This window comes from Actinoallomurus sp. NPDC050550, from assembly GCF_040655075.1.
GTDB lineage: Bacteria > Actinomycetota > Actinomycetes > Streptosporangiales > Streptosporangiaceae > Actinoallomurus.
This window is the reverse complement of record NZ_JBFAJC010000005.1, coordinates 13,553-39,886: the sequence shown is the minus strand read 5'-3', so window position 1 is coordinate 39,886 and position 26,334 is coordinate 13,553. Positions and strand designations below refer to the sequence as shown.

At 70.8% G+C, this 26,334-nt stretch carries 23 protein-coding genes; 11 read left to right on the top strand and 12 right to left on the bottom strand.

Features of this window, described 5'->3' with window-relative positions:
* The first annotated feature begins 136 nt into the window (after nt 1–136).
* Nucleotides 137–1,483 carry a right-handed parallel beta-helix repeat-containing protein gene (locus AB0I04_RS08550; protein ID WP_360881117.1) on the top strand — a complete coding sequence of 449 codons (1,347 nt, stop codon included), beginning with the start codon at nt 137–139 and terminating at the stop codon, nt 1,481–1,483.
* A gap of 43 nt (nt 1,484–1,526) precedes the next feature.
* On the opposite strand, the gene AB0I04_RS08545 is transcribed toward AB0I04_RS08550, so the two are convergent.
* Entirely contained in the window at nt 1,527–3,587 is a 2,061-nt protein-coding gene (locus AB0I04_RS08545; protein ID WP_360881115.1) for an MFS transporter, read from the bottom strand.
* Complete coding sequence (locus tag AB0I04_RS08540) at nt 3,584–4,051, bottom strand: MarR family transcriptional regulator (protein WP_360881113.1); 468 nt, start codon at nt 4,049–4,051, stop codon at nt 3,584–3,586. The genes AB0I04_RS08545 and AB0I04_RS08540 overlap by 4 nt, the downstream gene beginning before the upstream one ends.
* An 88-nt stretch (nt 4,052–4,139) precedes the next feature.
* On the opposite strand from AB0I04_RS08540, the gene AB0I04_RS08535 reads away from it, so the two are divergent.
* On the top strand, nt 4,140–4,796 hold the full coding sequence (locus AB0I04_RS08535) for a GntR family transcriptional regulator (RefSeq protein WP_360881111.1): 657 nt from the start codon (nt 4,140–4,142) through the stop codon (nt 4,794–4,796).
* A 19-nt stretch (nt 4,797–4,815) separates the two neighbouring features.
* Here AB0I04_RS08535 and AB0I04_RS08530 read toward each other — a convergent pair whose 3' ends face one another.
* The 6 genes from AB0I04_RS08530 to AB0I04_RS08505 all read right to left on the bottom strand — a co-directional run bounded on the left by AB0I04_RS08530 (nt 4,816) and on the right by AB0I04_RS08505 (nt 12,153).
* Nucleotides 4,816–5,874 carry a (Fe-S)-binding protein gene (locus AB0I04_RS08530; RefSeq protein ID WP_360881109.1) on the bottom strand — a complete coding sequence of 353 codons (1,059 nt, stop codon included), beginning with the start codon at nt 5,872–5,874 and terminating at the stop codon, nt 4,816–4,818.
* Nucleotides 5,875–7,269, bottom strand: coding sequence for an FAD-linked oxidase C-terminal domain-containing protein (locus AB0I04_RS08525; protein ID WP_360881107.1), 1,395 nt, complete (start codon nt 7,267–7,269; stop codon nt 5,875–5,877).
* Nucleotides 7,270–7,288: 19 nt separating this feature from the next.
* Nucleotides 7,289–9,550: an alpha-galactosidase gene (locus tag AB0I04_RS08520; protein ID WP_360881105.1), complete on the bottom strand. Its 2,262-nt coding sequence runs from the start codon at nt 9,548–9,550 to the stop codon at nt 7,289–7,291.
* A gap of 106 nt (nt 9,551–9,656) precedes the next feature.
* A complete protein-coding gene (locus AB0I04_RS08515) occupies nt 9,657–10,850 on the bottom strand; it encodes a hypothetical protein (RefSeq protein WP_360881103.1) in 1,194 nt (397 codons plus the stop codon).
* Entirely contained in the window at nt 10,847–11,491 is a 645-nt protein-coding gene (locus AB0I04_RS08510) for a hypothetical protein (protein ID WP_360881101.1), read from the bottom strand. The genes AB0I04_RS08515 and AB0I04_RS08510 overlap by 4 nt, the downstream gene beginning before the upstream one ends.
* 11 nt (nt 11,492–11,502) lie before the next feature.
* A complete protein-coding gene (locus tag AB0I04_RS08505; protein WP_360881099.1) occupies nt 11,503–12,153 on the bottom strand; it encodes a hypothetical protein in 651 nt (216 codons plus the stop codon).
* 66 nt (nt 12,154–12,219) lie between these two features.
* On the opposite strand from AB0I04_RS08505, the gene AB0I04_RS08500 reads away from it, so the two are divergent.
* The 3 genes from AB0I04_RS08500 (at nt 12,220) to AB0I04_RS08490 (ending at nt 15,001) form a co-directional block, all read left to right on the top strand.
* Entirely contained in the window at nt 12,220–12,402 is a 183-nt protein-coding gene (locus AB0I04_RS08500; protein ID WP_360881097.1) for a hypothetical protein, read from the top strand.
* A gap of 196 nt (nt 12,403–12,598) precedes the next feature.
* Entirely contained in the window at nt 12,599–14,056 is a 1,458-nt protein-coding gene (locus AB0I04_RS08495) for a WGR domain-containing protein (RefSeq protein WP_360881095.1), read from the top strand.
* A 204-nt stretch (nt 14,057–14,260) separates the two neighbouring features.
* On the top strand, nt 14,261–15,001 hold the full coding sequence (locus AB0I04_RS08490; protein ID WP_360881093.1) for a PIG-L deacetylase family protein: 741 nt from the start codon (nt 14,261–14,263) through the stop codon (nt 14,999–15,001).
* Nucleotides 15,002–15,121: 120 nt separating this feature from the next.
* Here AB0I04_RS08490 and pruA read toward each other — a convergent pair whose 3' ends face one another.
* Nucleotides 15,122–16,747 carry an L-glutamate gamma-semialdehyde dehydrogenase gene (gene pruA, locus AB0I04_RS08485; RefSeq protein WP_360881091.1) on the bottom strand — a complete coding sequence of 542 codons (1,626 nt, stop codon included), beginning with the start codon at nt 16,745–16,747 and terminating at the stop codon, nt 15,122–15,124.
* Between the two features lie 16 nt (nt 16,748–16,763).
* Nucleotides 16,764–17,690 (bottom strand): proline dehydrogenase family protein, encoded by a 927-nt coding sequence (locus tag AB0I04_RS08480; protein ID WP_360881089.1) that lies wholly within the window; start codon nt 17,688–17,690, stop codon nt 16,764–16,766.
* Between the two features lie 120 nt (nt 17,691–17,810).
* Between AB0I04_RS08480 and AB0I04_RS08475 the strand changes: the two genes are divergently transcribed.
* Nucleotides 17,811–18,977 carry a helix-turn-helix domain-containing protein gene (locus tag AB0I04_RS08475; protein WP_360881087.1) on the top strand — a complete coding sequence of 389 codons (1,167 nt, stop codon included), beginning with the start codon at nt 17,811–17,813 and terminating at the stop codon, nt 18,975–18,977.
* Nucleotides 18,978–19,116: 139 nt separating this feature from the next.
* Nucleotides 19,117–20,088, top strand: a complete 972-nt coding sequence (locus tag AB0I04_RS08470; RefSeq protein WP_360881085.1) for an RNA polymerase sigma-70 factor — start codon at nt 19,117–19,119, stop codon at nt 20,086–20,088.
* A 104-nt stretch (nt 20,089–20,192) separates the two neighbouring features.
* On the opposite strand, the gene AB0I04_RS08465 is transcribed toward AB0I04_RS08470, so the two are convergent.
* Nucleotides 20,193–20,786, bottom strand: coding sequence for a TetR family transcriptional regulator (locus AB0I04_RS08465; RefSeq protein WP_360881083.1), 594 nt, complete (start codon nt 20,784–20,786; stop codon nt 20,193–20,195).
* Between the two features lie 228 nt (nt 20,787–21,014).
* On the opposite strand from AB0I04_RS08465, the gene AB0I04_RS08460 reads away from it, so the two are divergent.
* The 4 genes from AB0I04_RS08460 (at nt 21,015) to AB0I04_RS08445 (ending at nt 24,888) form a co-directional block, all read left to right on the top strand.
* Nucleotides 21,015–21,773: a dienelactone hydrolase family protein gene (locus AB0I04_RS08460; RefSeq protein ID WP_360881081.1), complete on the top strand. Its 759-nt coding sequence runs from the start codon at nt 21,015–21,017 to the stop codon at nt 21,771–21,773.
* A 217-nt stretch (nt 21,774–21,990) separates the two neighbouring features.
* On the top strand, nt 21,991–22,959 hold the full coding sequence (locus AB0I04_RS08455) for an intradiol ring-cleavage dioxygenase (RefSeq protein ID WP_360881079.1): 969 nt from the start codon (nt 21,991–21,993) through the stop codon (nt 22,957–22,959).
* Nucleotides 22,956–24,035, top strand: coding sequence for a maleylacetate reductase (locus tag AB0I04_RS08450; protein WP_360881077.1), 1,080 nt, complete (start codon nt 22,956–22,958; stop codon nt 24,033–24,035). Before AB0I04_RS08455 ends, AB0I04_RS08450 begins: the two co-directional genes overlap by 4 nt.
* A 145-nt stretch (nt 24,036–24,180) precedes the next feature.
* Complete coding sequence (locus AB0I04_RS08445; protein ID WP_360881075.1) at nt 24,181–24,888, top strand: DUF4126 domain-containing protein; 708 nt, start codon at nt 24,181–24,183, stop codon at nt 24,886–24,888.
* Between the two features lie 22 nt (nt 24,889–24,910).
* Here the strand turns inward: AB0I04_RS08445 and AB0I04_RS08440 are convergent, their stop codons facing one another.
* Entirely contained in the window at nt 24,911–26,311 is a 1,401-nt protein-coding gene (locus tag AB0I04_RS08440; protein ID WP_360881073.1) for a cytochrome P450, read from the bottom strand.
* Between the last annotated feature and the right edge of the window lie 23 nt (nt 26,312–26,334).

Genomic DNA, 26,334 nt, shown 5'->3' with positions numbered 1-26,334 from the left:
TTCGCCGCACGCCGCCCCCGGTGACGACGGGATGGCCGCGGCAGCCGATGGACGGGACATTGACCGCGGCCTTGTTAGCGATAACATCGGCGCCCGGGCCTTGATGATCACGCACCTTCTCGCGAGGGAGATCTCGATGTATCCGACACCTCGGCGGCGAGCCCTTCGCCGGGTCGCAGCGGCCTCAGCGATCCTGACCCTGAGCGGCGCGATCGGTGCGATCACGGCGGCGAGCAGCGCGGCGGCCGGGAAGGTCTATTACGTCGCACCGACGGGCAATGACAGCGCTGCGGGGACGCAGGCCGCTCCCTGGGCCACGGTCGCGCATGCTCAGTCCGTCGTCACGGCGGGTGACACGGTGTACCTCCGGGGCGGCACCTACGCCTACACACACGCCGACAGCAGCTGCAAAAGCCAGACGGACAAAGTCGACGCGATCACCCTGAACAAGAGCGGCAGCTCGGGCAGCCTGATCAACTACCTGGCCTATCCGGGAGAGAAGCCGGTCTTCGACTTCTCCCGCATGACCGACGACTGCCGGATCAAGGGCTTCGACGTCACCGGGAACTGGATCCACCTCAAAGGGCTGGAGGTCAAGGGCGTTCCGCAGAACAACGACCTGAACCATGAGTCCTGGGGCATCTGGGTCTCCGGCAGCGACAACACCTTCGAACTGATCAACGCCCACAACAACATGGGACCCGGCCTGTTCATCCAGGACGGGGGCGGCAACCTCGTCCTCAACTCCGACTCGCACGACAACTATGACCTGCACACCTCCAATGGGGCCGGCGAGAGCGCCGACGGGTTCGGGGCGCACATCTCGGCCGGCCATCCCGGGAACGTGTTCCGCGGTTGCCGCGCGTGGTGGAACTCCGACGACGGGTTCGACCTCATCAACGCCTTCTCGTCGGTGACCATCGAGAACTCGTGGGCGTGGCGGAACGGATACGTGCCGGAGACGACCACGGCGGCCGGCAACGGTAACGGCTTCAAGGCGGGCGGATACGGCGGTGGTTATGTCGCCAACGGCGCCAAGCACACGGTCCGTACCTCGGTGGCGTTCGCCAACAGGGCGTCGGGTTTCTACGCCAACCACCACACGCTGGCGAACGACTACTTCAACAACACCGGCTATGGGAATCACCCGGACTTCAACATGCTCGGCGTGAACTCGAGCGGTGCCGCCGTCGGTCTGGGCAATCTGCGCAACAACCTCGCCTACACGGGCACCCTGACGTCGAACATGACCGGTACCAGCGCCGCGTACAACTCCTGGAACCTGAGCGTCACCCTCTCGGACGCGCAGTTCCAGAGCGTGTCGACGTCCGGCTGGGACGCGGCTCGCCAAGCCGACGGCAGCCTGCCCGTGCTGCCCAACCTCCGCCTCGCGTCGAACAGCACCCTGATCGACAAAGGCGTCAACGTCGGCCTGCCCTACAGCGGGCAGGCGCCGGATCTCGGAGCCTTCGAAGCCCGCTGAGACCAACCGGACTTTTCGGGCGCCCATGCCGGCCAAGGCCGTGTCAGGCGGAGCGCAGTAGTTCGTGGAGCTGGGTGGTGTCGATGACGTGGGCCCGGGACGGGAACACGTTGTTCATCAGCACCTCGTGGGCTTCGGCGTCAGGGTCGGCGACGCCGTCCGACAGGACGTAGACGCGATAGTCGCGGTCGGCGGCGTCGATGAGGGTGGAGAGGACCACTCCGCTGGTGCTGATGCCGGACAGCACCAGGGTGTCGATGCCGCGGTCGCGCAGTTGCGCGTCGAGGTCGGTGGTGGAGATCCCGCCGAAGCGGATCTTGCGCACCACGATGTCGCCCTCCTGAGGGCTGATCCGCTCGTTGATCTGGGTGGTGGTGTCCTCGTGGTGCATCATCTTGGCCGCGGCGGCCGCGGCGAAGGTCTTGTTGGTCTCCGGGACGGCTGCCCAGTCGTCCTCGGTGAAGGCGACGCGGACGTACCCGACGGTGCAGCCGGCGGCGCGGACCTCGGCGATGGCGCCGTTGACCCGCTCGAGCAGCGCGTCGGGGTCGGAGACGCGGGCGACGATCCCGTTCTGGAAGTCCATCGCCAGCAGGGCGGTCCGCTGGGGGTCGATCGCCGGGACTGCGGTGGTGCTCACGTGCTGTTCTCCTTGGGCGGTGTTCGTTGTGTTCTTTTCGGTGCCGGTGCGCCGGCTCATGTCGCGGCGGGTCATCAGCCGGCGGTCCAGGACCGTCAGCAGCAGGACCACGACGCCCGCCGCGACCAGCACGACGCCGAGGGTGTGCAGGCCGTGGTCGCCGACGCCGTCGTGGAAGACGATGCCGGTGGCCACGGCCGAGACGATGGTTCCGAGGTACCCGAAGGTCCGGAACAGGCCGGAAGCGGTGCCGATCTGCTCCGGCGAGGCCGAGAGGTAGAGGGCGGTCTGGTTGCCGACCGTGGAGGCGGCGGAGATGACGCCGAAGATCAGTGACACCGACACGATCGCGACCACCGGGCCGTGCGAGGTGAGCAGCACGATGCCGACGGACCCGACCAGCATGGTCACCGCCGAGGCGATCAGGGGACCGCGTACCAGGTTGCGGCTGGCGAGCGGACGCGACAGCATCGCGGAGACCGCGCCCATCGGCAACAACAGCAGTCCGGCATCCTCGGCGGAGACCCCGCGTGCCGCCTCCATCCACTGGGTCATCCCGTACATCACGGTGTAGACACCGAGCAGTGTGAACGCCTGCCGCAGGTAGGTCCGGCCGAGGGCGCCGTTGGCGGCGAGCTCGCGGAGGTCGAAGAACGGCCTGGTCGCGCGCAGCTCCCACCACACCGTCGGCACGGCGACCACCACGAAGACGGCGAGCGCGTACCAGTCGGCGTGCGGCAGGCTCATCAGGAAGATGATCAGCGAGGTCATCGCCGCGGCGAAGCCGAGGATGCCGAGCAGGTCGATCCGGTCGGCGACCTCGCGGAAGCCGCGCCGTCCGCCCTCGCGCACCGGGTCCCTGGGCACCCAGCGCACGGCCATCGCCATCGCGAGCGCGGTGACCGGGATGTTGATCAGGAAGGCCCAGCGCCAGCCCGCGGCGCCGACCAGCAGGCCGCCGATCGGCGGGCCGACGGCCGCGGTGGCCATTCCGGCGATCGCGACACCGCCGAGCACGCCGCCCGGTGGCGACTCCAGCCCGGCGTCGGTCGCACGGCGCCGGATCAGCACCATCGCCGACGGGAAGCCGGCCGAGGTGCCGATGCCGACGAACACCCGGGCGACGGTCAGCGTCGCCAGGTTCTGGCCGAAGCCGCCGATCAGGCCGCCGAGCAGCACCAGGAGGATGCCGCCGAGGAAGACCCGGCGCGGGCCGATCACCTCCGCCAGCTTGCCCGCCGTGGGCTGCGCGATGGCGCTGGTCAGATACAGCGAGGTGACCAGCACTGAGGTGCTCCCCACCGAGACGTGCAGGCCGGTGGCGATGGGCACGAGCGCGGTCGCGATGATGGAGCTGTTGATCGGGTTGAGGCTGGAGCCCACGTAGAGCGGCGCGGTGAACGTCCAGGCGAAGGGATCACGTTCGCCGTCGCGCGCCTCCACCTGAGCGTGGCCGGTGGTCATGCGCCGCCGCTCAGATCCGCCGCGGCGAGGCGTTCCAGCAGTTCGATGGCTTTTTCCAGGTCCTGGCGCTCCTCGGGGGCGACGACCTGGTCGATGGCGCGCGCCAGGAAGGACTCGCGGCCGGCCAGCAGTGAGGTGATGAGCTCGGCCGCGGAGGGATCGGCGCTGACCAGGGTCTTGCGGCGGTCCTGCGGGTCTGGTTCGCCGCGGACCAGCTTGGCGGCCCTGAGCACGGCCAGGCTCTGCGCGATGGACTGCGGGCTGACGTGTTCCAGCGTGGCGAGACGGGCCGCGGTGATCGGGCCCTCGTCCACCACGCTGCGCAGCACCGAGAGCTGGGTGATGGTCAGCCCGATGGAGTACATCCCCGACTCGGTACGCAGCCGTCCCCGCAGGCGCTTGATCGCGTGGTCGAGGCGCTGCGCCGTCGCCGCTGAGCGTTTTGACCCGAGATTTCGCTCCATGGCCGATCACGCTACCAGTTAGACAAGTAACTTCGCCAAGTTGCTTGTCTAACTCGCCATCGATTGTCAGACGTGTAATCATGTCGACATGTCTCGAGCGGGTCTCTCGACGGTCACGGTGGTCGACGCGCTGGTCGAGGCGCTGCGGGAGCAGATCCTCGACGGGCAGTGGCCTGCGGCGGCGCCGGTCGCCGAGGTGGAGGTGGCGCGGCGTTTCGAAGTGTCGCGGCCGACGGCGAAGGCGGCGGTGCGCACGCTGGTGTTCGAGGGCCTGCTTCGGCAGGACTCACACCACGCGGCCGTTGTTCCATCCCTCTCCGCGCAGGACATCGAGGATCTGTACTTCGTCCGCATTCCGCTCGAGCTGGCGATGGTCGAGCGACTCAGTCAGGCGAACGGCGCCGGGCTGGACGACGCCGAGAACGCGATCGACGCCTTGGAGAAGCTGTCCAATGACGCGGTGACCAGCACGTTCGTGGCCGCGGACCTGGGGTTCCACCGGGCGCTGGCCGCGGCGACCGGCAACTGGCGCCTCGAGCGCTCCTACAACACGCTGGCGGGGGAGGAGCACCTGTGCATGATGCAGACGCGGCAGGCCCTCGGCCGGACGCGGATCGCCCGCGAGCATCGCGAGATCCTCCAGGCGATCCGTCGCGGGGACGGGCCCGGCGCGGTGGAGGCCGCCCGGCGGCACCTGACCGGAGCACGGGACGCACTGCTGAAGAGGGCCGACAGGACGGCCTGAGGAAGTGCCCCGACGAATCTCATGATGATCGTGGTCCCTTCGCGGAGAGGGCGAGGAACTCGGCCAGGTGTACGGCGCGGACCGGCGAGCGGTGCCGGCGCAACGCCTGGCGGAGCTGGCGCAGGCAGCCGGGGTTGACCGCGACCACCATGTCGACGCCGGCGGCCTCGATCTCGGCCACCTTGGCCTCCGCCAGGGTCCGCGACTCGCGGGGACGGACCAGTGAGTACGTGCCGGCGGCGCCGCAGCAGGTGGCCGCCGAGGGCAGTTCGACATACTCGGCGACGCTCTGCAGCAGCCGTCGCGGTTCGCGCCACACGCCGAGGCCGTTGCGAAGGTGACAGGAGTCCTGCAATGTCACCCGGGCGGGCCGGCCGTCGATCAGGACCGGCTGGAACCGCTGGTCCTGGACGTATTCGGAGAACTCCCGTACCCGCTCCCGCCCGATCACCGAGGCGAGATGGGCGGCGCATCCGCCGGAGGTGGTGACGATGGTGCCGGGCAGGTCGTCGCCGAGGCGGCGGGCCAGCGCCTCGCCCCGTTCGGGTTCTCCGTTGTGCGCGTGCAGCGCGCCGCAGCAGCCCTGGTCCGGATCGGCCGCGAGGCCCGGTGCCAGCGCGAGCGCGGCCCGGCTGACCTGCGGGAACAGCGTCCGCTCCACGCAGCCGAGCATCAGCTGATCGGCCTCGGCGGCCTTCCGGCGGGCGGCGCGCCGGAGGATTCCGGCGATCCGGTGGGCCGGGCGCAGTGTCACCAGCAGGACGAGGGCGCGCACGATCAGCGGGCGGCGGCGTCCCTGCCACTGCGCGCCGCGCCACTGTTCGAGCAGTTGGCCGTACTCGACACCGGCGGGACAGACCGGCTCGCAGGCGCGGCAGCCGAGGCAGAGGGACGCCTGGTCGGTCAGGGTGGGATCGTCGAGATCGAGCCGCCCGGCGTCGAGCGCTCGCATGAGGGTGATCCGGCCGCGCGGTGAGGAGGCCTCGTCACCGGTCATGGCGTAGGTGGGGCACGCCGGGAGGCAGAACCCGCAGGAGATGCAGCGGCTGAGCCGATCGGGGTCGAAGAGATCGGCCACTTATGATCCCAGCTTTCCGGGGTTGAGGATGCCCGCCGGATCGAAGGCGGACTTGATCCGGCGCAGCAGGGCCGTCTGCGCCGGGCCGAGCCGTTCGGCCAGATAGGGCAGCTTCGCCGCACCCACGCCATGCTCGCCGGTGATCGTCCCGCCGAGTTCGATCGCGGTTCGGAAGATCTCCCCGAAGGCGTGTTCGGCGCGGGCGACGGCCTCGGTGTCCTCGGCGGAGGGCAGCACGCACGTCGGGTGCAGGTTGCCGTCACCGGCGTGCCCGAACGTCGCGATCACGACATCGTGCCGGCGCGCGATGTCGTCGATGCGGGCGACCATCTCGGCGAGACGGGGCCGGGGCACGCTCGCGTCCTCGAGGATCGTCAGGGAGCCGAGCCGGGACAGCGCCGGAAGGGTGCAGCGGCGGGCGGCCAGCAGCGACTCGGCCTCGGCAACGCCACCGATCTCGACGGACAGGGCACCGCTGTCGAGACACGCCTGCCGCATCCGCGCGAGGCTCGCGGCCACCTGATCGTCCTCGCCGTCGTCGCCGAAGAGCAGCATCGCGCCGGCCGTCGCATGCAGCCCGAGGTGGGCGTAGGCGTCGACGGCGTCCATGCAGCGTCGGTCGAGGAACTCCAGCGTCGCGGGCACGATGCCGCGTGCGATGATCTCGGTGACGGCACGCCCCGCCGCCTCGAGATCGGCGAAGTAGGCCAGCCCGGTCCCCACCGTCGCGGGCGCGGGCAGCAGGGCGACGGTGGCCTCGGTGATGATGCCGAGTGTTCCCTCCGAGCCCGTGAGCAGCCGGGTCAGGTCGTATCCCGCGACGTCCTTCCACAGCCGGCCGCCGGTGGTGACGATCTCACCGGTTCCGAGCACCGCGGTGAGGCCGAGGACGTAATTGCGGGTGACGCCGTACTTCAGCCCGCGCAGTCCGCCGGCGCAGGTGGCGATGTTGCCGCCGATCGTGGAGACGGTGTGGCTGCCCGGGTCGGGCGGATAGAACAGGCCGTGCTCGCCCGCCGCCTTCGCCAGCGTCGCCGTCGTCACGCCGGGCTGGACCCGGGCCAGTAGCTCCGCCGGGGCGATCTCCTCGATGCGCCGCATCCGGGCCGTGGTCAGGACGATGCCGCCCTGCTGAGCCGAGGTGGCGGCGCACAGGTTCGACCCGGAGCCGCGCGGAATCATCGGGAGGCCATGCTCGACGGCGATGCGGACGATCTCGGCGATCTGCGGCGCGTCGTCGGGCTCGACGATCGCCTGTGGGTAGGCGTGGAACAGCGGCGTCGCGTCCCGCGCGTACGCCTCGAGCACTCCGGGGTCGGTGCGCACGTTTTCGTCGCCGACGACCGAGCGGAGCTGCCGCAGGACATTGGTGGAGAGAGACCGATCGCTGAACATTGTCTGACATGTAACCATGTCAGCAGGAAGTCCGTCCAGGTCCCGGCTGATCGGCGCCCTCTCCATCCGGATCGGGCATCACACGGGTCCCGTGGTCACCCCGCGCACCTCGATCAGCATGGCCTGCTCGGGGTTGAGCGTGGGCATGGGGGACACCGGTCCGGGAGAGGACCGCGCCGGGAAGGGTGGTCCACTCATCGATCGCCTGGGCGACCCATGCGGGCGGGGCCGCATGGTGCGCGGAGGGGTGTCCGACGTCGGTCCGGACCCGCACGCGGTAGTCGCCGGCCGCGTCCAACCCCGGTAGCCGCACCCGGCCCGACTGCGCCGCGGGCGACGTGGCCAGGCGGGCCCAGCAGTACAGCGCGCTCGTCCGGTCGCGCGCGACCACGCCGTGCAGGATCGTCGCGTCGTCACCGGTGTCCGCGCGGACCACCCGGCCGTGGTGCAGCAGCGGACGGAACTCCCGGTACAGCGCCGCCCACGCCGCCAGCCGCTCCAGCTCCTCCGGGGAGCACTGCGTGAGGTCCGCCTCGATGCCGGCGTGCCCGAACAGCGCGGTGATCAGGCGGAACGAGTCCGTGGTCACCCGCAGCGTGGTGTGCGCCTCCGCCGGGCCGACATGCGCGCCGACGAGCTCGGGAGGCAGCAACTGGCCGGTCCAGAGCTGGATCGCCTGGCGTTCGACGGGGTCATTGCAGTCGGAGGCCCAGACGCGGTCGGTACGCGCGAGGATCCCCAGATCGACCCGCCCGCCGCCGCCCGCGCACGACTCGATTTCCAGTGCCGGATGCCTCTCCTTCAGGGCGTCGAGCAGCCGGTACAGCGCCACGGTCTGCGCGTGCACGGCGGGCCGGTCGGCGCCGGTGGCGTCACGGAACACCGCCTCGTGCAGGTCGCGGTTGTGGTCCCACTTCACGTAGTCGATCGCGTACCGGCCGACGAGCGCGTCGACGCGTTCCAGGATGTAGGACCACGCCCGTTCGTCGGCGAGATTCAGCACGTACTGGTGCCGGGACGGCGGGCCGAGGCCGGCGGACGGGCCGAGGATCCAGTCGGGGTGCTCGCGGGCCAGCCGGGATTCAAGGTTGATCATCTCGGGTTCGAACCAGAGACCGAACTGCATGCCGAGCCCGTGGACGTGGTCGACCAGCGGCGTCAGCCCGTGCGGCCAGATCTTCTCGTCCACGAACCAGTCCCCGAGACCGGCGGTGTCGTCGCGCCGGCCGCGGAACCAGCCGTCGTCGAGCACCAGCCGCTCGACCCCGATCTCGGCGGCACGGTCCGCCAGGGCGGTCAGCCGGTCCAGGTCGTGGTCGAAGTAGACCGCCTCCCAGGTGTTGAGCGTCAGGGGCCGGGGACGAGCCGGATGGGCCGGCCGGGCCCGGAGCATGTCGTGGAAGCGGCCGGCGAGCCCGTCCAGGCCGGCGTCGGACCAGGCGAAGTAGCAGACGGGCGTCCGGTAGGTCTCCCCGGGGCCAAGCGCGATCTCGCCCGGTTTGAGCAGCTCACCGCCGCCGAGCACGGCCGCGTGCACGCCCGCGCCCTCCGGCAGCCGCTCGACCAGATACCGCTGGTTCCCGCTCCACGCGACGTGCACGCCCCAGACCTCGCCGTATCGGAAGCCGAAGCCGGGCACGCCGGCGACCATCAGGTACGGGGAGTCGTGGCCCGGCTTCCCCCGCCGGACCTCCCGGACGTGGCCGCCGAAGGCGAGCGGCCGGCGCTGCGGCGCCCGCTCCCGGCACCACTTGCCGGTGAAGTCGAGGATCTCGTCGGCGCGCTGGGGCAACGGCAGGAGGGTGGACACGCCTCCGAGCTGGTAGTGCCCCTCGCGCCGCGCCGCCGTACGGCGGGTCACGGCGGCGTCGACGGCCAGGACGCCCGATGCACCGAGCCGGTACCCGACCACGATGTCGACATCGGAGAGGTCGTCGGCGAGCGTCATGACGAGCTCGGCGCCGCCGTCCGGCAGCGGCCGGTGCCGCGCGTCGGTGAGGCGCGGGCGCGGCGCGGTCGCCGTTCCGTCGAGATGCCCCTCGTGCGCCGGGGTACCCGACCATCCCTCGGCCTCCGTCGGCCAGATGGACAGGTGCCTCGCCACATCGGGGGCGCTGTTCAGGACCGCGGGCTCGGCCGTCAGCCGCAGCGCGGCGCGCGCGTCCTCGGACAGCTCGCCCAGGTCCGCACCCCAGTGGAGCACCCTGGGAACCGGTTCGGCCAGTTCCACGACGACGCTGGTGCCACCCCCGCGCAACTGGACGATGTTCGGTACATGCATGGTCAAACGTCTCCTCAGTGCGAAGCCGGCGCGGCCGCGTGGTCCCGCCTATATGTACAGGTCCGGCCTGGGAGGCAGCGTCTCCACCCCGGGCCACCGGCGTGTGTCAGGGAACGGGAACGAGGACGGAGCCCAGCACCAGCAGCGTCGGCGCGGCGGTGGCGGCGAGATAGAGGGGGTACTGGGCCGGCCACCCGGGCGGCGTGCCGGGTGACCAGGCGCGCGTCCACAGCCGGGCGAGCAACGGCCACGTCACGAGGAGCGCCAGAGCGGCGAGGAGGAGCGGGCGGCCGTCGACGAGGAAGTCGCGGATACCACGCGTGAGCAGCCGCGCCGTATCCGGAACGGAGTTTCCGATCATGAGCGACGCGGGCGTCGCGGCGACGATCGTGACGGCGAGCTTGATGACCAGCGCGGCGAACCAGCCGGTGAGCAGGGTGAGCGTCGCCGCTCGCGGATGAGCGGCCAGCCGCCACCGCAGGCCCTTCGGGGGATGGGACAGCGGGCCGAACCAGGAGGTCGACCGCGAACGGTCGAGCGCGCGCTGGAGGACATGCGGCCCGGCCACCTGCGCGGGGAACCGGTCGGCGCCCAGCTCCGCGAGCCACAGCGCGGCGACGGGGAGGATCAGCTGGCGGGGGATCGCGCCGACGTCGAGCACGACCTGGGCGCCGACGGCGGTGCCCAGGTGCGGCTGCACCACGAACAAGACGACGGCGGGCAGCACCTCGGCGGCGAGGAACACCGGCGCGCAGACGCGCACGAGCCACGGGAAGGGGCTGCCGAGCCCGACGAGCAGGTGGTCGCCCTGCCGCAGGTGCGCGATCTCGTGCAGGAGCACGGCCTCGGCGGCCGGGCGGTCCTGGCGCCAGAGGGCCGCCATCGGCCGGAAGACCGCGATGCGGGCCCGGCGAAAGCCGACCGGGTACACGCGGGCGAGCCGGCCGGGCCGGAGCGTGACCCGCAGGTCGACGCCCGGCGCGTACGCCTCGGCGAACCGCCGCATCTCGGCGATGACCGGCCGGTCGTCGGGGACGAGGCCGAATCTCCGCTCCACCCAGCGCCCGCGCACGGCGGGCAGCGCGACGCCCGCGATCCCGGCGGCGAGGAACGCGACCGGCAGGAGCTCGACGACGGCGAACACCTTCAACAGGGTGAAGGCGAGTGAGTCGTGACCGCGGTAGTCGGCGAGCTGGCGGTGCCAGGTACGGATCCAGTCGGGTACGCCGATGGCGAGGTATCCGACGAAGAACATCCAGATCCACGGGGGCGCCACGGTGTCGACGCCCGGTCGGCTCACCGCTTCCCGCCGTCCAGCCGGCGGATGAAGTCCTCTGCGCTCACGGCGTCGGCGAGCAGTTCTTCGAGGAGTTCGCGGGCCAGCCGTTCGGCGCGTTCGGGCGGGAACCCGAGGGATCGCAGCCGATCTCTGAGCTCGGCGTACGCCCGGGTGAGCGCCGTACGGGCGTCGTCCGCCGGGGTGACCTGCGCGTCGTCCGGCATCGCCTGCACGTCGCCGGACATGGCTCGCATGTCGCCCGATACGGCTCGCGTGTCGCCGGACATGGCCCGCGCGTCGCCCGATACGGCTCGCGCGTCGCCCGGCCCGGCCTTGGTGTCCTCCGGCACGGTCGGCGGCGTTCTGGCCCCGCGGAGCGAGACCCACAGACTCGCGACGGCCACCGCGTTGCCGAGCTCCTGTGTGGCCAGCGCGTGCCGGAGGACCCGGCCGGTGTCCGCCAGGGCGGCGAGGATGACGGGCAGTTCGCCGATGGCGCTCACGAGCCCGAATCCGCCCGGCTCCGCACCCGGACGGTCGAACAGCGCCGCCCGCGAGCCGCCCCCGGCCGCGTACGCCTCGCCGACGTCGGCCGCGAAGTCGACCTCGTCGGGCGTCACCCTCCGGGCGATGCGCTCCGACCATTCCGCGACGGTGTTCACCGACACCCCCGTCAACCGGTCGCCACGGCGACCGTGCCGCCGTACGCCGCGGTCGTCGCCGAGGCGAACCGCTGGTCGTCGACGACCGCTCCGTAGCCGGCACCGGTGATGAGCTTGAACTGGACGGTGCGGGGATCCGCCGACAGGTCCATCGTGCCGACCAGCTCGGCATGCGCGCTGCCACCGGCGTTGGCCGCGGCCCCGTGCGCGGAGAAGCTGAGAGTCGTGCCGTTGACCTGGTACGTGCCGTGCAGGGGGAACAGGTCGGTCCGGACGTTCGAGGTCGTGAACGCGAACGTCCCGTCCCTGTCGAAGTGCCAGACGGCATTCGCCACCCTGGACCGTTCGGCGGGGGCCCAAGCCGGGTTGCCCTGGTAATGGGCGAACGCGGTGACCTGGGACACCCGGTATGTCGCCGGGAAGTCGTCGGAGACGGCGGGTGAGGACGGGTCGTCCGTGCTCGTTTCGCTCGACTCGGGTGAGGGCGCGGCGGAGCCCTCGGTTGCCGAGGCGGTCGAGGACGGCGCGGGCGCCGAGACGGACGGCGTCGAGGGGGCCGCCGCCGTCGGCCGGGCCGTCGCCGCCACGGGCGTCCGCGACGTCCCGCCGCACGCGGCCAGCACCAGGCAGCCGACCGTCACCCCGACGAAGGGCCATTTCATGCCGTAACGGTGGCACCCGGGCGGAGCACGGCACCATCACCATTTGGCGTAGTTCGCCTACGTTCGGTGGCGGCCGGACCTCAGCGCGCCGCGCCCATCCCGCCTGGCTCGTACACGCGGTTGTACGACCTGGTCACCGACCCGGACAAGTTGCTCAACGTCTACGAGCATCCGGAGATGGCGGAGGTGCGCGGTCGGCTGTTGCGGCGGCTGTACCAGGTGCTGCGGGACCGGGGCGACAACTTCTAGCACTGGATGACCTCGATGTACGACGTCGGCGAGGTCTCCTACGACCCGACGCTGAGCGGCCTGGACGAGACCACCTATCGGTAAAGCCAGAAATGTCGCACCTGGCTTGTACGGTTTGGGTTGTCGATGCGGAAGGCGACGCTTATTCGCCTTCCCAATCCCATCTCCCGAACCTCCGGTGGAAGGCCCGATATCCGTGGAAACGACCGAAGAGACCACCTACCTCGAACTCTCCGAAGAGGGCAGCGGAGCGCACAAGTTCTATGAGGTCACGGTCGACGGCACGACGATGACCATCCGGTACGGCCGGATCGGTGACGCCGGGCAGCGAAAGACCAGCACGTTCCCGGATGAGGCAAAAGCGAGGGAGACGGCCGCGAAGAAGATTGGGGAAAAGGTCCGTAAGGGCTACGCCCCAGCCGTACGCGGAGCCCGAAAAAAGCGGGGCTTTTCCCGTCGCCAGGTCATGAGCGCCCACGCCGGTGGCGCGTCGGCCCCCGTCGGCCGCGCGGCGACGCGGCGGGCTCCGGTCCTGTGGCGATACGCCTCGGGCTCCGCCGCGTTCGGGATCTTCATCGACGACCGGCTGTGCATGGTGGGCAACGAGGCCGGTGTGATCACGTCGCTGACGCATGACGCCCAGGTGGTGCAGCAGGTCCGGCTGCCCGACGGCGTGAAGTGCATCGTCGCCGACGACGCCTGGCTCTACGCGGGCTGCGACGACGGCAACGTCTATGACCTGTCCGGAAAGGTGCCCAGGCTCGCCTACCAGATCTCCCCGGACATCGACATCTACTGGCTCGACATCCATGACGGCATCCTCGGCGTGTCCGACGCCGGCGGTGGCGTCGTCGCGATCGACCACGAGGACGAGTTCCTGTGGCGCCGGCAGGGCCGCGGGACGCAGGGCTGGATGGTGCGATGCGACGCCGCCGCCGTTCACCACGGTCACAGCGGCGGCGTCACCAGCTATGACTGGCGTACCGGAAAGGAGCTGTGGCACCAGTCCACCGGCGCGGTGCTCTTCGGCTGGCAGGAGCGGTCGACGGTCTACGCGGGTACCTCGACCCGGACGGTGGTGCGGCTGCGCAAGGACGGCGGCCGGGAGCGGACCTACAACTGCGACGCATCGGTCTTCTCCTGCGCGACCGCGGAGGACGGCCGGTACGTCTTCGCCGGGGACGGCCTGGGCTCGATCTACTGCTTCGACGAGGCGGGCACCCGCCTGTGGAAGCTCGGCACCGGCTGCGGCGCCGCCTACTCCATGCAGTACCACGACCAGCGCCTCTACATCGTGACCACGGACGGCTCACTGGCCTGCGTCGACGCGAGCGAGGAGGCGATCAAGTCGGCGGAGCAGGGCTCGGTCCCCGACGTCGTCGACGTCAAGGCTCCGCCCGTCGTCGAGACGGTCATCCCGTCGGCCACCGTCGACGTCGTCGATGACAGCAGCGGCGGCATCGTCGTGGAGTGCTTTGAAGAGCACGGCCAGCTTCGAGTCCGCGTGGTCTCTCCCGGATTCGACCAGAGTTGGCGGGTTCAGTTCCCGAAGGGGATCCGCGAGCGCGGCGTCCGTTACGTGGTCAGCGAGGTGCGCGAGTCCGGCCGCGGCGGTTTCTACCGCGCCTACGGCGACATCCACCGTCTCGCCTGACGACGCTCGGTGCACGAGCGGGGGTGTAGCGCGGCAGGCTCACCCCCGCACGATTCGCGTTCGCGTGCGGTCACGGCTCCCGCGCAGCCGACGGTCAGCGGGCCGGTCTCGCGTCGGCGAAGCGTGACACTCCCGAAAGCGAGGCGGCAACCTTCTAAGCTGATCGGAGACGCCGCCCTCATACTGCGAACGAAGGAGACCGAGATGGCCGGCGCGCCCGCGGACCTGGCCGAGATGCCCACCGACTGGCAGCGCGCCCTGGCGATCGTCGCCCACCCTGACGACCTCGAATACGGGGCGTCGGCCGCCATCGCCACCTGGACCGACGCGGGTCGCGACGTCGTCTACGTGCTCGCCACCCGCGGCGAGGCGGGCATCGACGGCATCGAGCCCGCCAAGGCCGGGCCCCTGCGCGAGCAGGAGCAGCGGGCCAGTGCCGCCGCTGTGGGCGTGTCCACCGTCGAGTTCCTTCGCTACTCCGACGGCGTCATCGAGTACGGCACGGCGCTGCGCCGCGACTTCGCCGCGTCCATCCGGCTCCACCGCCCCGAGCTCGTGCTGACCCTCAACCACCACGAGACCTGGGGCGGCACCGCCTGGAACACGCCTGACCACCGGGCCGTCGGCCGCGCCGTCCTCGACGCCGTCGCCGACGCCGGCAACCGCTGGATCTTCCCCGAGCTCGCCGAGGACGGCCTCGAACCGTGGAACGGCGTGCGGTACGTGGCCGTGGCCGGCTCGCCACAGGCCACGCACGCCGTCGACGCGAGCGCCGGATACGAGCGGGCCGTCCGGTCGCTGCTGGCCCACCGCACCTACATCGAGGCGCTCACCGACCAGGACCCCGAGCAGTACTCCCGGTCGTTCCTGGAGACCACGATGAACGCCGCGTCCGTCCGGTTCGGCGACCGTCCCGCCGTGTCCTTCGAGCTGTTCACCCGCTGACGCCGCGTACGGAGGCGGATGCGCCCACCCGGCGACCGGTTGTCCAGGCCAGCACGCTCGTTTTCAAAATGATCACAGGTCCCGCACGCCTTTGTGCGGGACCTGTGGCTCATGGGGCGGTCAGCCCATGTGCGGGTAGTGGTGGCCAGTCGGCGGGACGAAGGTCTCCTTGATGGTCCGGGTGGACGTCCAGCGCAGGAGGTTCTGGGCGGAGCCGGCCTTGTCGTTGGTGCCCGAGGCGCGTCCGCCGCCGAAGGGCTGCTGGCCGACGACCGCGCCGGTGGGCTTGTCGTTGATGTAGAAGTTGCCGGCGGCGAACCGCAGCACCTCGGTGGCGCGGGCGATGGCGGCCCGGTCACGGGCGAAGATCGCCCCGGTCAGCGCGTACGGGCTGACCGACTCCATCTGGGCGAGCATCGGCTCGTAGTCGGCGTCGTCGTAGACGTGGACGGCCAGGATGGGGCCGAAGAACTCGCTTCGGAACACCTCGTGCCCCGGCTCGTCGCAGACCAGGACGGTCGGGCGGACGAAGTAGCCCTCACGGTCATCACAGGTGCCGCCCGCCAGGACGTCGATGGCCGGATCCTTGGCGGCGCGCTCCAGGACGTCCCGGAGCCGGCCGAAGGACCTGTCGTCGATCACCGCACCGCCGAAGTTGCGCAGGTCGCGCACGTCCCCCATCGTCAGCGCCTCGGTCTCGGCGACCAGTTCGTCCCTGATCCGCCCCCACAACGAGCGCGGCACGTAGGCGCGGGAGGCGGCCGAGCACTTCTGCCCCTGGTACTCGAACGCGCCGCGGATCAGCGCGGTGACCAGCGACGCCGGGTCCGCCGAGGAGTGCGCGACGATGAAGTCCTTGCCGCCGGTCTCGCCGACCAGGCGCGGATAGGAGCGGTAGCCGGTGAGGTGTTCCCCGACGGTGCGCCACAGGTGCTGGAAGGTCGCGGTCGAGCCGGTGAAGTGCACGCCAGCCAGGTCGGGGTCGGCCAGCACGACGTCGGATACGGCGCGGCCGTCTCCGGTGACCATGTTGATCACGCCGGGCGGCAGCCCGGCCTCCTCCAGCAGCCGCATGGTGAAGTGCGCGGCGAACTGCTGGGTGGGTGACGGCTTCCAGATCACCGTGTTGCCCATGAGCGCGGGCGCGGTCGGCAGGTTCGCGGCGATCGCGGTGAAGTTGAACGGGGTGACCGCGTAGACGAAGCCCTCCAGGGGCCGGTGGTCGGCGCGGTTCCATACGCCGGGCGACGAGACGGGCTGCTCGGCCAGGATCTCGCGGGCGAAGCGAACGTTGAACCGCCAGAAGTCGGCCAGCTCGCAGGGAGCGTCGATCTCGGCCTGCTGGGCGGTCTTGGACTGGCCCAGCATGGTGGCGGCGGCGATCGTCTCCCGCCAGGGCCCCGACAGCAGGTCGGCGGCGCGCAGCAGGATCGCCGCCCGGTCGTCGAAGCCGAGGGCCCGCCAGCCGGGGGCGGCCCGGCGGGCGGCGTCCAGGGCGGCTCGCGCGTCGGCGTGGTCGGCGTTTGCGGTGGTGCCCAGCACCTCCCGGTGACTGTGCGGCTGGACGACCGGGATCCGCTCGCCGCCACCCATCCGCTCCTGGCCGTCGATCGTGCAGGTCAGCTCGGGGCCGCCGGCCGACAGCGCGGCCAGCTCGGCCTCCAGTCGGGCGCGCTCTGGGCTGCCGGGCCGGTAGTCGTGCACCGGTTCGTTGGCCGGTGTGGGCACGCTGGTGATGGCGTCCATGGGAACCTCCTCGGGGTCAGTGGCGGGTGGTGAACGAGCGCAGGAAGAAGGCGAGGTTCGCCGGCCGCTCGGCCAGGCGGCGCATGAAGTAGCCGTACCAGTCGGCGCCGTACGGAACGTACGCGCGGATCCGCCGTCCCTCGGCGGCCAGCCGGCGCTGCTCGGCGTCGCGGATGCCGTAGAGCATCTGGAACTCGTAGCCGCCGGGGGAGCGGCCGTAACTCTCGGCGAGCCGGACGGCCAGCTCGATCATCCGGGGGTCGTGCGAGCCGATCATCGGGTAGCCGTCTCCGGCCATGAGGATCCGCAGGCAGCGCGCGTAGGCCAGGTCCACGTCCCGTTTGCTCTGGTAGGCCACGGAGGCGGGTTCCTTGTAGGCGCCCTTGACCAGGCGCACCCGCGACCCTTCGACGGCCAGGGCCCGTACGTCGTCCTCGGTGCGCAGCAGGTACGCCTGAAGGACGGCGCCCGTCTGCGGGAAGTCGCGGCGCAGCTCGGCGAGGATCGCCAGGGTGGAGTCGACGGTGGTGTGGTCCTCCATGTCGAGCGTGACGGTGGTGCCGATCGCCGCGGCGGCCTCGCAGACCCGGCGGGCGCCCGCCAGGGCGAGGTCGTGGCCGCCGGGCAGGCTCTGGCCGAACGCCGACAGCTTCACCGAGACCTCGGCGCGCCCGCCCAGTCCCTTGGGGCCGAGCGCCTCCAGCAGCGTGAGGTAGGCGTCGCGGTTGCGGCGGGCCTGGTCGGCGTCGGTGATGTCCTCGCCCAGGTGGTCGAGGGTGACCTCGATGCCGTGGGCGGTGAGCGCCTCCACGGCCTTCAGCGCCTCGGGCAGCGTGTCCCCGGCGATGAAGCGGTCGACGACGGGCCGGGTCACGGGGGTCCGGCTGACGAGCCGGTGTATCCGGTCACTGCGCGAGACGGCGAGCAAGACGGGACCGAGCACTGGCAATCTCCCAGGTCAAGCAGGGGATCTTCGATGTCCTCGAAGGTACGAGCCGGGCGGTGCGGCCGCCATCGACAGCGGTCACGACCCTGGCGGTCTTGCCTTGTACATTTGTATGAAATGAGTGACTACCAGAGCCTGGTGGACGAGGTGTCGGCGCTCCTCCAAGCACCGGTGACCCTGGAGGACCGGGAGTTCACGCTCATCGCCTTCAGCTCCCACGACGACGACCTCGATCCGGTACGCACCCGCTCGATCCTGCGCCGGCGCTCCTCCCCGGAGGTACGCGCCTGGTTCGAGGGCTTTGGGATCGCCCGCGCGACCGGTCCGACCCGTACCCCCGCCGACCCCGCGGCGGGGATCCGCGCACGGCTGTGCGTGCCCGCCCGGTACGAGGGCGCCGTCTACGGCTACCTGTGGCTGCTGGACGACGGCACCATCGACCCCGCCGATCCCCGCATGACCCGGGTGATGACCCTGGCGACCCGGGCCGGACGGCTGCTGGCCGCTGACACGTGGCAGGGAGAGGCCGCGCCGCGGGCATTCGCGCAACTGCTGTCGAACTCGGCCGCCGACCGCGCCGAGGCCGCCCGAACCCTGAGCGCGCTGCAGCATCCGGCATCGGCGTCCGCGTCCGTCACCGTCGTCTGGATGAGCCCCGCCCCGCGATTCGCCCCCGCCCGGCTCCCGCACGGCGTGCTGACCCATCGGAGTACAGGTGGCCTGGCGCTTCTCGTGCCGCTGCCGGACCCCGCCGGCACCGCTCCCGCCGAGGCGATCGCCGCCGGACTGCTCGATCGCCCCCAACGGATGCTCGCGGGCGTGGGCGGCGCCAGGACGGACCTGCTCGATGTGCCTCACTCATGGCGGGAGGCCCGGCTGGCCGTACGGGCGGCGCGCGCCGAGCCCCGGCTGGGACCTGTGGCCTGCTGGGACGAACTAGGCGCCTACCGGCTGATCGCCGCGCCCCCGATGGCGACACCCACGGCGCCGCCCGCCGACCCGGCCCTGCTCCCGCTCCTGGAACCCGCACGCGCCGACCTGCTGCGCACTGCCGAGACCTACCTGGACCACGCCGGTCATGCCCAGCGCACCGCCGAGGCCCTGTCGGTGCACCGGCAGACCCTGTACTACCGGCTGTCCAGGATCAAGGCACTGACCGGCCTCGACCTGGACTCCGGAGCAGACCGCCTCCTGCTGCACCTGGCCATCAAGACCTTCCGCCTGGCCACCACGCCCGAAGGCCCTACCAGCGCCTGGGACCCGTCCCCAGAAGCCACGGATTGAAAGCGAGAATCGCCTGCTCGATTCCGGCATCACCCGGCGGCGGCCCCGCCTCTTACCGTGGCGCGGGAAGCCGGACGAAGGACCCGCACCGACGGCCGCCGGACCGTGCGATCAGCGGCTTTTATACGCTGAACGAACGGTGGAGCCGCGGAGCTGGGAGGTGATCGCGGTCATGCAGCCGCGGGACCTCGGGGCGGCGGGTGGGCTCGATGAGGCTGCTTCGGTCTTCGTCGGTCTGCGGCCGCGTCTGTTCGGGATCGCGTATCGGATGCTCGGTAGTTCGGCCGAGGCCGAGGACGTCGTGCAGGAGGCCTGGGTGCGGTGGCAGACCACCGACCACGCGGCCGTCAAGGAACCGGAGGCGTTCCTCGCGACGATCACGACCCGGCTCGCCATCAACGTCGGCCAATCCGCGCGGAAGCGGCGGGAGACGTATGCCGGACCGTGGCTTCCCGAGCCCGTGGACACCAGCGCCGATCCGCAGGTCGGAGCCGAGCGGGGTGAGGCGCTGGAGCTGGCGGTCCTGTTCTTGCTGGAGAAGCTCTCGCCCACCGAGCGCGCGGCGTACGTCCTGCGAGAGTCGTTCGATTACCCCTACGGTCAGATCGCGGAGATCCTTCAGCTGAGTGAGGCCAACACACGCCAGTTGGTGAGCCGCGCGCGCAAGCATCTCGCCGCCGAGCGCCGCACGCCGGTGAGCCGGGCCGAGCACCGGCGCCTGCTGGAGGCCTTCCTGGCCGCAGCCCAGACGGGCAACCTCACCACTCTGGAAGAGCTCTTCGCCGCCGACGTCGTCAGCTACTCCGACGGAGGGGGAGTCGTCCGTGAGGCCGCGCGGATACCCATGGTCGGCCGTATCCGCGTCGCGAAGTTCATCGCGGGGTGGGCAGCAAGGTTCTGGCCTGGTACGACGACCGCGTGGGTCGAGGCGAACGGGCGGCCGGGCGTGCTGGTCTCGCGCGGTGAGACGGTCATCGTGCTGCTTTCGGTCAGTGCTTCGGCTCAGGGCATCGATCAGATCATGTGGGTGATGAATCCGGCCAAGCTCGCGGGTATCTCCCACGCGCGGCCAGAGCCGCCGAGCGTCGTTCCCGGCTCCGAGCCTGACTGATCGCTCAAGTTCGTTGGCCGGGCGTGGGGCTCAGCGCCACCGGCCGGCACGCGGGCGGCGGTTCTTCCGGTCGAGATCTGCCACGGGTCCGGTCGGTGACGAGGTCAGCGTGGTGCGAGTGCGGCGAAGGCGTCGTCGAGGAGGGTGACGAGGTCGAGTCGGCCGTCGGAGTCGGTCCAGTGTTCGACGGCGGCGTTGAGGCAGTCCAGGGCGGCGGCCGCGCGAACCCAGTCGCCGAGTGCCGGGCGCTCGGTGGAGCCGCCGCGTTCGGCGAGGGCCCGAGCGAGGGCCGGGCGCCAGCCGTGCTGCTTTTCCAGTTGCCGTGCGCACAGCGCCGGGGTGTCCCGGACCAGGCGGGTCATGGCCAGGGAGTCGTCCGGGTCCTGGTGGTAGGGCTCGATGGCCGTGTCCAGGGCGCGCCGCAGCGCCGTCCAGTCGTCCTCCCCGCCCGGGCGGGCGCGCAAGGCGTCGGCGACCCGCTCGCCCTTGGCGTCGAAGGTGCTGAGGACCGCGTCCTCCTTGGTGCCGAAGTAACGCAGGAAGGTGCTTCGGGACACCCCGGCGGCCTTGGCAAGGTCGTCGATGGTCACCTTCTCGAAGCCCTCGCGGCGGAACAGCTCGAAGGCCACCTGGCCCAGTTCAGCCCGTACGGCGGCCCGTGCGATGTCCCTGGTGTTCGTACGCCCTGCTGCGCTCACCCTGCGATCGTAGCCTCAACGAGATCTCCACTTGCAGAATTGATACGCGATGGCTATCTTGACACTCAGTTTCACATAGGAATCTTAGTTTCACGACTGAGGGCGGAACACCGTGACCACTCGAACTCTTGGACTCATCGGCGGCGGCATGATCGGCAGCGCGCTCGTTGGCCTGGTGCGGCGACCCGCGGGCGCCGCCGCGAACCTCTCCCGGGACTGAGCGCCGCCATGACCACTGCCGTGCACGGAGCATCTGTCGACATCCCGACCCGCGACGGAATCGCCGACGCCTACCTGTCGCACCCGGATACCCGCGCTCCGCATCCCGCCGTCCTGCTCTACATGGACGCCTTCGGTCTCCGCCCGCACCTGAAGGCCATGGCGGACCGCCTCGCGACGGCCGGATACGTCGTTCTGGTGCCCAACGTCTTCTATCGCCACGGCCGGGCGCCGGTGGTGGAACTGCCCGAGTTCATCAACCCGGCCGAGCGCCCGGAGATCATCCGGAGCCTGCAGCCGGCCGCACGGACACTGACCCCCGAAGGTGCCATGCGGGACGCCACCGCCTACCTCGACTGGCTGGTCGCATCTCCGCTGACCACCGGCGGCCCCGCGGGCGTCACCGGTTACTGCATGGGCGCCGGCCTCGCCCTGCGCACCGCGGGTACTCACCCCGACCGGGTCGCCGCCGCGGCCGGCTTCCACGGCGCGTACCTCGCGAGCGACGCCCCGGACAGCCCCCACCTGGTGGCCGACCGCATCACCGCCGAGCTGTACTTCGGCCACGCCGACCAGGACGCCACGAACCCCGCCGAGCAGATCGACCGCCTGGACACGACCCTCACCGCGGCGGGCGTCCGCCACCGCGGCGAGGTCTACGCCGGCGCGCGTCACGGCTTCACCCAGGCCGACACCGCCATGTACAGCGCGGAGGCGGCGGAACGTCACTGGACCGCTCTGCTGGACCTGTTCGGCCGCAGGCTCTGACCCCGGGCACCGCCGGCGGCGAGAGGTGGCATCGCCGCAGGTGCTCTGGATGCGGGCTCGTGCGGGCGTCCCGAGCCCGACCTGCGCCGGCTCCCGCAAAGACGCGCCGGGACGGCGGCCGTACGCGGTTCCGCCGTCCACGGCGTCCGCGTCGATAATGGTTCACATTCTCCGTCTGGAGTCGCCCCCCTCCGTACCTCACGTAAGGGCCCATCCCATGACAGCGGACACCCCCGCCAAGACCGCATCCGCGGCACGCTTCAGCGAGGAACTCTCCGCCGAGGTCGTGGCCGCGACCTTCGCCGACACCCCGGATCCGCGCCTGCGCGACATCATGACCTCGCTCGTGCGGCACCTGCACGCGTTCGTCAAGGACGTCGAGCCCACGATCGAGGAGTGGACGGCGGCGATCGACTTCCTCACCGAGGTGGGCGCGACCTGTACGCCGGTCCGGCAGGAGTTCATCCTGCTCTCCGACATCCTCGGGGTGTCCATGCTGGTGGAGACCGTGAACAACCGGGCGGGCGAGGCCACGGAGTCGACCGTGGAGGGGCCCTTCCACGTGGTCGAGTCGCCACCACGTGAGCCCGGCGCCGACATCGCCCTGGACGGGAAGGGCGAGCCGTGTCTAATCACCGGCACGGTCAGGGGAACGGACGGCGCCCCGGTCGCCGGCGCCGCCGTGGACGTGTGGCAGGCCAACGCGGACGGCTTCTACGACGTGCAGCAGCCGGAGTTGCAACCCGAGCGCAACCTGCGCGGGCTGTTCACCACCGACGATGAGGGGCGGTTCTGGTTCCGGTCGATCGTGCCCCGGTACTACCCGATCCCGATCGACGGACCGGTCGGCCGGCTTCTCGAGGCGACCGGGCGGCACCCGAACCGGCCCGCGCATGTGCACTTCGACGTCCGGGCCACCGGTTTCCGGCCGCTGGTCACCCACCTGTTCGTCGCGGACACGCCCTACATCGACTCGGACGCGGTCTTCGGCGTCAAGGACAGCCTCGTACGAGACTTTCCCACCGTCGACGACCCCGCCCGCGCGGCCGAGGCCGGCCTGCCCAACCCGTTCCGTACCGTCCACTTCGACGTGGTGCTTCGTCCCGAGGAGCCCGCGGACGGCAGACGAGTCCCAGCCGACGGATCACTCGCGGACGACGAACGAGGCGAGCAGGTCCAGCCGTGATCCGGCCGTTCACCTACCAGGCCCTGCCGATGCGGGTGGTCTTCGGCGTCGGAGCCGTGAAGTCGCTGCCCCAGGAGATCGAGCGCCTGGGATACGAGCGGGCGCTGGTCCTCTGCGGCCCCGAGCAGGAGTCCACTGGCCGGATGATCGCCGACGCGCTCGGAAGCCGTTCGGCGGGTGTCCTGGCCGAGGCGCGCATGCACGTTCCACTGGAGGTCGCCGACCTCGCCCGGGACCGAGCACTCGCCCTCGGGGCCGACTGCTGCGTCGCCGTCGGCGGCGGCTCGGCGATCGGTCTGGGCAAAGCCGTCGCCCTGGCCCATGGACTGCCGGTCCTCGCCGTCCCCACCACCTACGCCGGTTCGGAGATGACGCCCATCTGGGGGCTGACCGAGGGCGGACGCAAACGCACCGGCCGGGACCCGCGCGTCCTGCCGGTCAGCGTGCTCTACGACCCGGGACTTACCCTCACCCTGCCCACCGATCTCTCGGTGACCAGCGGGATCAACGCCGCCGCGCATGCCGTGGAGGCCCTCTACGCGCCCGACACCAGCCCGATCATCTCGCTGATGGCCGAGGAAGGCGTCCGAGCCCTCACCAACGCTCTGCCCGCCCTCGTACGCGACAACGGCGACCTCGAAGCCCGGGAGCAGGCCCAGTACGGAGCCTGGCTGAGCGGCGCCTGCCTCGGCGCCACGACGATGTCGCTCCATCACAAGCTGTGCCACAGCCTCGGCGGAACGCTTGACCTGCCCCACGCCGCCACTCACACGGTCGTCCTCCCACACGCTCTCGCCTACAACCAGCCCGGCGCACCACAGGCCGTGGCCGCACTGCGCCGCGCGCTCGGAGGCACCGCCGACCCGGCACGCCGCTTCTGGGAACTCGCCGGTGAGCTCGGGGCCCCGCGGTCACTCCGTCGGCTGGGAATGGCGGAGACGGACATCCCCCGGATCGTCGACGAGGTGCTCGCCGACCCGTACGCCAACCCGATCGACGTCACCGCGGAAGGTCTGACCGGCCTCTTGCACGCCGCATGGGCCGGCGACCCTCCGCCACCGCACGCGGCAGCGTGAGCCCCGCGCTCCGGCGGTTCTGACACGGGGGCGCTCGTCGGGAACCGTCGCCGACCGGCTCACTGGGCGCCGGCGGGCCTCAGTGGTTCCGCGCGCTCGACCGTCCCGAGGCATTCATTCGGGAAGCGGTTCGGCGGTGCGTTCCGTGACTTCATGGCGCAGTGCGGCTCGTACGACGTGCACCGCCGGGTGTGTCCGCGGAACCTTCCTCCCCCTCGATGACGTCTTACCTGGCATGTTCGCGACCTTGACCGGGCTCGGCCTGTCCGCATCAGCCGGTCTGAACGCCTATATCCCGATCCTGGTGGTCGGCCTGCTCGCCCGCTTCACCGACGTGATCGCACTGCCGCACCAGTTCGCGTGGATGGGCAACGGATGGGCGCTCACCGCCGTGGCGGTCTTGCTCGCCGCGGAAGTCGTTCTCGACAAGGTCGCCGTCGTCGACCATGTCAACGACGCGATACAGACATTCGTACGGCCTGCGGCCGGCGGTGCCGTCTTCGCCGCCTCGAACGCGGCCGCGCGGATCGACCACTCCGGGTGGATGACCGATCATCCCTGGGTGGGCTGGGCGCTGGGCATCGTCGTCGCGCTGTGCGTGCACGTCACCAAGGCCGGCGTGCGTCCCGTCATCAACGTCGGCACGGTCGGCGTCGGAACGCCCTTCGTGAGCGCGGCGGAAGACGCGATGTCACTGGTGATGAGCCTCGTCGCGCTCCTGATCCCAGCGCTCGTCATCCTGTTCCTGATCGTGCTCGTCCTGATCGGATGGCGGTTGACACGAATGGTTCGCAAGCGGCGTAGGCGGGAGAAACCGATGAGGAGAACGCCCAGTGGAGCCGGCCACAGCTGATCCATGAGCTCTGGGATCGCCGTCAGTCTGCGTTACCGGTCCACCAGTTCGCCAGGCGGCGCCACCAGCGGGCCGGCGCATGGGGCGTCGGCGCCTGGGGTGCCGGTGCTGTCGCGGTGGCGAAGGGGGCGGTCGGAGTCCCCGGGGCGTTATGGCCGCCCGGTCCGGTCACCGGGTACGGCGCTCCCGGCCGAGCCTGCGCGGGTTCGAGAGGGGCCGAGAAGCGTACGGGCAGCGAGGACAGGGCGCGCTGGATCCAACCGGGTCGCCACGTGAGCTCCTCGGCGGGGACGGCCAACTCCATGTCCGGCAGCCCATCGAGGAGCTTCTCGATGGCGACCGTCGCGATGATGCGTGCCTGCCCCTGAGCCGGGCAGACATGCGGACCGATGCCCCACGCCAGGTGGGCGCGGTTGCCCACCCGATCCTCGGCCCGGGTCGACGGGTCGTTGTTGGCCGCCGCGAAGCTGATGATGACCGGCTGGTCGGCCGGCAGCCGCACGCCGTGGAAGTCGAACGACCTGACCGGGTAGGTGGCTCCGAAGTTGGCGAGCGGCGGGTCCGTCCACAGGACCTCCTCAAGGGCGTCCTCGACGAGCAGATCCCCGCGGGACAGATCACTTGCGAACCGCTCGTCGGACAGCAACAAGCGCGTCGTGTTGATGATCAGGTTCTGCACGAGTTCGCTTCCCGCGCCGACGAGCATCACGATCTGGTGCGCGACCTCCTCATCCGTGAGCTCGGCCGGGTGGTCCATCAGCCACGTCGTCATGTCCTGGCCGGGGTTCTCGCGCTTGAGCGCCATGAGTTCCAGGACGCACAGGGCGAGCGTCATGTTCGCCTCTTCGGAGTTCTCCCACTTGAGGACCTCCTGAATGGCATCGACCATCCGGTCGCCGAGCTCGGCCGGGCAACCGAACAGTTCGTTGAACACCAGCAGCGGCAGAATAAGGGAGTAATCGGTGCGGAGGTCCGCCTCACCCTGGGGTGCCATCCGGCCGATGAGCCTGTCCGCGCTGCGCTCGACGAAGGTGCGCAGCGCCTTCGGGTCGACACGGTCCAAGGTGTCGGTCACGGCCTTCCGCAGCCGCGATCGGAGGGGGTCGTCGGTCAGGTTGCACGTCGGCCGGTACGCCATGATCGGCAGAATCGGGCATTCGTGTGGAATCCCCTCTTGCCAGCGGCGGGCGTCGCGGGGAAATCTCACCTGGTCGCGCATGATTTCAAGCGCGACGTCGTAGTCCGTGACGAGCATTCCGGGCACGCCCGGGTCCAGTTCGACCGGGGCGATGGGGCCGTACGCGCGGAGCCTGCGATACACGCTTTCAGGGTCGGCGGCGAACTCCGGGCCGTACAGCATAGGGAGCCCGCCGGTCTTTGAACCGTCTGGTGATGGTGCCGGATTGTAATCGGGCGAGGTCATGTGCGCTCCTGACGAGTGTCGGC

Bases quoted from the DNA above. Each gene is read 5' to 3' on its own strand.
- AB0I04_RS08550 (WP_360881117.1), top strand. From the start codon at position 137: ATGTATCCGACACCTCGGCGGCGAGCCCTTCGCCGGGTCGCAGCGGCC.
- AB0I04_RS08545 (WP_360881115.1), bottom strand. From the start codon at position 3,587: ATGACCACCGGCCACGCTCAGGTGGAGGCGCGCGACGGCGAACGTGAT.
- AB0I04_RS08540 (WP_360881113.1), bottom strand. From the start codon at position 4,051: ATGGAGCGAAATCTCGGGTCAAAACGCTCAGCGGCGACGGCGCAGCGC.
- AB0I04_RS08535 (WP_360881111.1), top strand. From the start codon at position 4,140: ATGTCTCGAGCGGGTCTCTCGACGGTCACGGTGGTCGACGCGCTGGTC.
- AB0I04_RS08525 (WP_360881107.1), bottom strand. From the start codon at position 7,269: ATGTTCAGCGATCGGTCTCTCTCCACCAATGTCCTGCGGCAGCTCCGC.
- AB0I04_RS08520 (WP_360881105.1), bottom strand. From the start codon at position 9,550: ATGCATGTACCGAACATCGTCCAGTTGCGCGGGGGTGGCACCAGCGTC.
- AB0I04_RS08505 (WP_360881099.1), bottom strand. From the start codon at position 12,153: ATGAAATGGCCCTTCGTCGGGGTGACGGTCGGCTGCCTGGTGCTGGCC.
- AB0I04_RS08490 (WP_360881093.1), top strand. From the start codon at position 14,261: ATGGCCGGCGCGCCCGCGGACCTGGCCGAGATGCCCACCGACTGGCAG.
- pruA (WP_360881091.1), bottom strand. From the start codon at position 16,747: ATGGACGCCATCACCAGCGTGCCCACACCGGCCAACGAACCGGTGCAC.
- AB0I04_RS08475 (WP_360881087.1), top strand. From the start codon at position 17,811: ATGAGTGACTACCAGAGCCTGGTGGACGAGGTGTCGGCGCTCCTCCAA.
- AB0I04_RS08460 (WP_360881081.1), top strand. From the start codon at position 21,015: ATGACCACTGCCGTGCACGGAGCATCTGTCGACATCCCGACCCGCGAC.
- AB0I04_RS08455 (WP_360881079.1), top strand. From the start codon at position 21,991: ATGACAGCGGACACCCCCGCCAAGACCGCATCCGCGGCACGCTTCAGC.
- AB0I04_RS08440 (WP_360881073.1), bottom strand. From the start codon at position 26,311: ATGACCTCGCCCGATTACAATCCGGCACCATCACCAGACGGTTCAAAG.